The sequence below is a fragment of the Kitasatospora sp. NPDC005748 genome (genome assembly GCF_040630735.1).
Lineage (GTDB): Bacteria > Actinomycetota > Actinomycetes > Streptomycetales > Streptomycetaceae > Kitasatospora.
In genome coordinates this window covers 1-5,218 of record NZ_JBEXYD010000133.1, presented here as the reverse complement: position 1 = coordinate 5,218, position 5,218 = coordinate 1, and the positions used below count along the sequence as shown (strand labels likewise).

Annotated in this window: 5 protein-coding genes and 1 pseudogene; 5 read left to right on the top strand and 1 reads right to left on the bottom strand. The window is 71.3% G+C overall.

What is annotated here, in order from left to right; translation table 11 throughout:
• The first annotated feature begins 353 nt into the window (after window positions 1–353).
• Together ABZ495_RS36710 and ABZ495_RS36705 are read left to right on the top strand one after the other, a co-directional pair.
• Window positions 354–566: a hypothetical protein gene (locus ABZ495_RS36710; protein ID WP_359811824.1), complete on the top strand. Its 213-nt coding sequence runs from the start codon at window positions 354–356 to the stop codon at window positions 564–566.
• Window positions 563–727 (top strand): hypothetical protein, encoded by a 165-nt coding sequence (locus ABZ495_RS36705; protein ID WP_359811827.1) that lies wholly within the window; start codon window positions 563–565, stop codon window positions 725–727. Before ABZ495_RS36710 ends, ABZ495_RS36705 begins: the two co-directional genes overlap by 4 nt.
• A 106-nt stretch (window positions 728–833) precedes the next feature.
• On the opposite strand, the gene ABZ495_RS36700 is transcribed toward ABZ495_RS36705, so the two are convergent.
• Window positions 834–1,409, bottom strand: coding sequence for a CGNR zinc finger domain-containing protein (locus tag ABZ495_RS36700; RefSeq protein WP_359811830.1), 576 nt, complete (start codon window positions 1,407–1,409; stop codon window positions 834–836).
• Between the two features lie 105 nt (window positions 1,410–1,514).
• On the opposite strand from ABZ495_RS36700, the gene ABZ495_RS36695 reads away from it, so the two are divergent.
• The 3 genes and pseudogenes from ABZ495_RS36695 to ABZ495_RS36685 form a co-directional block, all read left to right on the top strand.
• Window positions 1,515–2,384: an SDR family NAD(P)-dependent oxidoreductase gene (locus tag ABZ495_RS36695; protein ID WP_359811833.1), complete on the top strand. Its 870-nt coding sequence runs from the start codon at window positions 1,515–1,517 to the stop codon at window positions 2,382–2,384.
• Window positions 2,385–3,638: 1,254 nt separating this feature from the next.
• Entirely contained in the window at window positions 3,639–4,109 is a 471-nt protein-coding gene (locus ABZ495_RS36690; protein WP_359811836.1) for a ricin-type beta-trefoil lectin domain protein, read from the top strand.
• A 412-nt stretch (window positions 4,110–4,521) separates the two neighbouring features.
• Window positions 4,522–5,218 (top strand): annotated as a pseudogene (locus ABZ495_RS36685) (hypothetical protein); the annotation flags it as partial.

Below are 5,218 nucleotides of genomic sequence, written 5' to 3'. Positions count from 1 at the left end.
GTCGCAATCCACACCGAGCCAGAAGGCCCTCACTCATTTCAAGATCACCACGCCGTGAGCCCCGTCACCAACCTCCGTGGTCAGTACACCTAGCCATCGCGGTCGGCATCCTCTACACGGTGCAAGGCCTGCACTGACAGTGCCGACGCACCGTCAATTCTCGGTGAGCCGCCGTCAAAGTTCGATGAGAGGGGACATCGATCGGCTGTCAGTGGTGGCTGGCACGGTGTGTGCGACCCGTACCGTCACGTGAAGATCGGAGCCCGACAATGCTGCCCGCCATTGCCGACCGCGATGAGTTTGCCGCACTGATCATCAGAGTGGGCTTCAGTGACGACCGAGCCTGACGGTCCGTGCTGGCAGAGCTGGTGAAGCCGTGGGAGTTCGAAGGCAGTGACGACGTCGACCCCTACATTCACGTGGTGGACGATCCGGCCTGGTCGGAGGCAGTGCCCGATGCCGTGATCGCCGCGCTCTCAGACGATCCGGAACTGAGCGTCCTCTACCTGGCAGACCGTGTCGCCTTGGAAGACCCCGAGCACCCCTTGCTGGTGGTGTCTGTGTGATCCGCGAGGAGTGCGCGAGCGACGCGGACGGCGGTACGGTCCGGACCGTACCTGCTGGCATCGGTGACATCCACGCGAACCTGTCGATCGCCAATCTCGCCTTCGCGGACATCGTCGAAGCCGCTCGGTGCGACCCCTCCGGCATCCTCCGGTCCTGCTGAGAACTCGCCGTACGAGCTGGTCGAACTCCATGGGCCCTACCCGCCGTTGGAAGAACAGGTTCGCGGCCTCGGCCTTGGCTGTCTTGTCGAGTTCAGCGGGGGAAGGTCACTCCTCCTGAGCCTTGCGGGTGCGGTAGGTACGCATGGCGACCTGCGCCCCGCAGCGGTTCGGGCTGCAGTACGCCGCCGAGGAGTTGCGCGAGCGGTCATAGAACCCGAGGTGGCACGGGGGGTTCCGGCAGGCCTTGAGCCTCATCCAGGCGCCTCGCAGAGCGACGTCGGACGCCGCGGCAAGCACATGTGCGAGTGCGCCCGGGACGCCGTCCCCGGTGGGCAGGAGCTGGACGCCGGAAGCGGTGACGACGGGCGCCAGGGGATACAGCCGTGCACTGCGGCGCAGGTACTCCTCGGCTCTCGCCCGGCCCTCGTCGTCCTCCTCGCCCGCGTGCGCGAGAAGGACGAGGACCAGGGCATCCCTCAGTTCCCGGGCGGCGGCGGCGTCGGCATCGGTGACCAGCGCACCGGGGCCGGTCAGGCCCTCCCGTCGCAGCCACTGCGCGAAGGCCGCCCCATCCCCGAGCTGCTCTCGACTGCCGTCTATCGCCCGCGTGTTGACAAAGGCGAGGACAGTCTCAGCAGCCGCCGAGGGACTGAGAATCGTCCGGGTCGTATCCATGGCCATAGGGCAACGATACCCGAGACCGGAGAGGCGCCACTCATCAGGCACATAGACACCAGAGCACATTGAGGCTTGTGAGTTATGCGCTAACTCAATATGGTCATAACCATGACGAAGAACGAGCAGACCTCGGACACCACCCGCACCTGGTTCATCACCGGCTCCTCCCAGGGCCTCGGCCGCGCACTCGCACTCACCGCCCTCGACCGTGGCGACCGCGTCGCGGCCACCGCCCGCCGCACGGAATCGATCAGCGACCTCGTCGGGCGGTACCCCGGACAGGCCATCGCCCTCCAACTCGACGTCCGGGACGAGGAAGCGGCCCACCGCGCCGTCGAGCAGACCGTTTCCGCGTTCGGACGAATCGACGTGGTCGCCAACAACGCGGGCTACGGACTGTTCGGCGCTGTCGAGGAGGCGACCGACGCGCAGTCCAGGGCCATCTTCGACACCAACGTGTTCGGGCCGCTGAACGTGCTGCGCGCGACACTGCCCGTGCTGCGCAGGCAGCGCTCGGGCCACGTCCTCCAGGGCTCCTCGCTCTACGGACAGTCGGCGCACCCGGGTGTCGGACTGCTCGCGGCCGGCAAGTACGCGCTCGAAGGACTCTCCGACGCCCTGGCGGCCGAGCTCGCGCCCCTGAACATCAAGGTCACCATGATCGAGCCCGGATATCTGGGGACCGGCTTCCTGTCCCACCTGGTCTTCGCCGAACCCACCGCCGACTACGACGGGACCGTGCGCGCCGTCCAGAGCTCGCTCGGCGAACTGCCGGCCGAGGCGTTCGCCGATCCCGCCCGGGTCGCCGCGGCCGTCATGGCCGCCGTCGACGCCAAGCAGCCTCCTCTGCGCCTCGCCCTCGGGCGCGCGGCCGAGGACGGCCTCCGCGAGGCTCTCACCGCACGCCTGCGCGAACTGGACGCCTGGGCCGACGTCAGCCGTAGCGCCGACTGGGCAGCGCACGACCGTCAGCCGTAGCACCGACGGGGTGCCGTGCGAGCGTCAGCTGGCGTGCGGACGGCGCGAGCGCCAAGCCCTCGGGCCGCAAGGCAGGCGCGCCAGGGGCGGCAGACGGCCGATCGGCCACTGAGCTCAACCGCTGCGGTCACGGGCCGCGCACCAGCCCGGCGTCGGCGATCAGGTGCGACTCGTCGAAGGCAGCGCGGACCGGCGCAAAGGACACGGGAGGATCGCATCTCGCGGATGCTCTCCTGATCTGCGGGCGGATGGTCGGTGTTGTTGGAGTCGCTGAGCGGTGCCCCGGAGGAGGCGGGGGAGCTCGGTTTGTCGGAACCGTTGCCGACCGCCACCACGATGGCGACGACGAGGCCGACGACCAGGAGGACGCCGAGGCAGCCGCCGAGCAGTGACCCGCGTCCGAATCGGCCCGTGGACTGGGCCGGGGGAGGCGGTGGCGGCGGGGCACCGTAGGGGCTGGCCGGCGTGCCGGGGCCGGTGCCCCAACCCGGCTGTCCAGCAGCACCAGGCTGTCCACCAGGCCCCGGCGCACCGCCCGGCGGGAGCTGACCGACCCGGGGCCGACCCCGTCGCCGGCTCGTTCCCGGGTTGGCTACGTCCCGGCGAGGGCGAGGGCGTTCTCGATGACGGAGCACAGGGTCGGCAGGTCGTGCTCGGCGTCGCCCAGGACGGTGCTCGGCGTGGTGGCGGCGAATGGTGGCGACGACGGCTGGGGCGAGCTGCTCGGCGGTGGACGGCTCCGGTGTGCTCCCGGCGGCCGTGGGCGTCCACAGGCGGGCGCAGGCCCTCGCGCAGCTCGCCGTCGCCGTGATGACCTCGTGGCCCGCTCGCCGGAGCCGCGGCCCTCGGCGAGCGGCCCTCGGTGAGCGGGCCACCGTCCGACGGGGCGAGCGGCGGCAGCGGCTTGGCCGGCAGTGAGGGGGTGAGCGCGTCATGGCAGGTGAACCGCTCCCGGAGGCGGCGTTCACGGCCGGACCGGGCGGGTTTGCCGCAGGACGGCCGGTGCCGTGAACGGGTTGTTCCGCCGGCCGTCGTCGTGTCGGCCGGCGAGTTGCCGCTCCGGGTTCAGCCAGATCGCTGTGGGGCTTCCCGGCTCGGCCGGTCGGCCACCCGTTCGGATGAACGCAGGTCTGCAGAAACGGTTGTTCGTCAGCAAGTGGCACTGGCAATTGCCAAGATCTCGACCTGTCCGGAAAAGCACCCCGCTGCCGTACGCGAAGCCGCACGGCAAACAGCGAGAACGGGAACCCACCCATGGCAGTCGCACTCCGCAGGACGCTCGCCCTCGCCACGCTGACCCTCGCCGCCTCTCTCCTGCCCGCCGGCGGGGCAGGCGCCGCCGACCCGACACCGCGCACCCCCAGCCTCTACTGCCTCGCCAACACCTGGAGCACCCCGAGCACCTCCACGAAGCCCTGCAACTCGAACGACCAGGGCCAGCACTGGACTCTCGCGGGGCAGAAGATCTCCCTCGCCAAGGCCCCCGCCTACTGCCTCGCCAACACCTGGAACGCGCAGGACGTCTCGGTGAAGCCGTGCGACTCCAAGGACCAGGGCCAGTACTGGACCGTGACCGGTCAGAAGATCTCCCTCACCTTCGCCCCCGCCTACTGCCTCGCCAACGCCTGGAACACCCCCAACATCTCCACCAAGCCCTGCGACAGCAACGACCGCGGACAGAACTGGGTGGTCTTCGGCGACCAGATCAGTCTCGCCCTCGCCTGACACCCCGCCACCGCGCCCGGACACGGTGATCTCCGGGCCGCAGGCCGCCCTTGACGGGCGGGATCGCGTAGGTGACATCCGCTCAGCGGGCCGCCGCGCTGCGGCGGCCCGCTCGTGCAGGACCGAGTTCAGCGACCGCCCGCCGCACGCTCCGTCCGAGACCCCGGTGTGGGCCCATCTCGGCGATCCCACCGGAACCGCGGGCTGCGGCTGCTCTCACCGCGCTCGTGCGCAGGGCGCGCAGGGCCACTGCCACCGCTGGCCGGTCGCGGACGGCGCGCCCAGCCCCCGGCCGCCCGCGGTCTACCCCCCGGCCCGGCATGCTGCGCATCGCGCGCCGCGCGCAGGCCCTTACTGTCCGGCAGTTTCACCCTGAGGGGAAAGGCGGTGGTCGTGGGGCTGGCATCCGGGCATGAGTTTCTCCCCGGGGCAAAAGGCGGCGGTCCAGCCGCTGCTGTTCGGCGGGCCGGTGGGCGCGGTATGCGCCGCGGAGCTGGCGTGGGCGGGCAAGGGCCGCCGGCCGAGGTACTGCTCCAAGGCGTGCTCGTCGAAGGCGGACCGCGCCCGGGAGAAGGAGAAGCGGGGCAAGGCCCTCGCCACGGCCGCCGGAACGCCTCGGGGCGAATCGGGGCTGCCCGACGGCCTGGCCGACGACCCGGCGGCGGCCGAGCTCCTCGCCCTCGGCGACCGGCTGGCGCGCGCCGACCGGCTGCTGCTCCTCCAGCTCGACCGGGCGGCCCGCGACGGTGACGCGGCCCTTGGCCGCCAATCCCTCGCCGACGTTCTCCACGCCGCGTCCGGCGTGATGGCGCGCCGCCGTGAGCTGGCCGAGGGGCTGCTCGCCGCGCACCCGACCCAGGCCCGGGAGGCGGGGCAACCCGCCGCCGGGGCCGGCGAAACGCCCCGGGGCGAAACGCCGTCCGGTTCGGGAGACGCCTTCGACACGGCCGGGGCGGTGCCGGCCGCCGTGCCCGACCCCCCTCGCCCGACGGCCGCGGCCCCCTCGCGCTGTCGCCTGGTGCAGTCGCAGTTCAACTCCCGCCAGGAAGTGGCCCAGCAGATCACCCTGCTGAAGAGCGGCGGTGACTCCGAGCTGGAGTACGGCAACC

Coding starts and splice junctions, on each gene's coding strand:
- ABZ495_RS36695 (WP_359811833.1), top strand. CDS start 1,515: ATGACGAAGAACGAGCAGACCTCGGACACCACCCGCACCTGGTTCATC.
- ABZ495_RS36700 (WP_359811830.1), bottom strand. CDS start 1,409: ATGGCCATGGATACGACCCGGACGATTCTCAGTCCCTCGGCGGCTGCT.
- ABZ495_RS36690 (WP_359811836.1), top strand. CDS start 3,639: ATGGCAGTCGCACTCCGCAGGACGCTCGCCCTCGCCACGCTGACCCTC.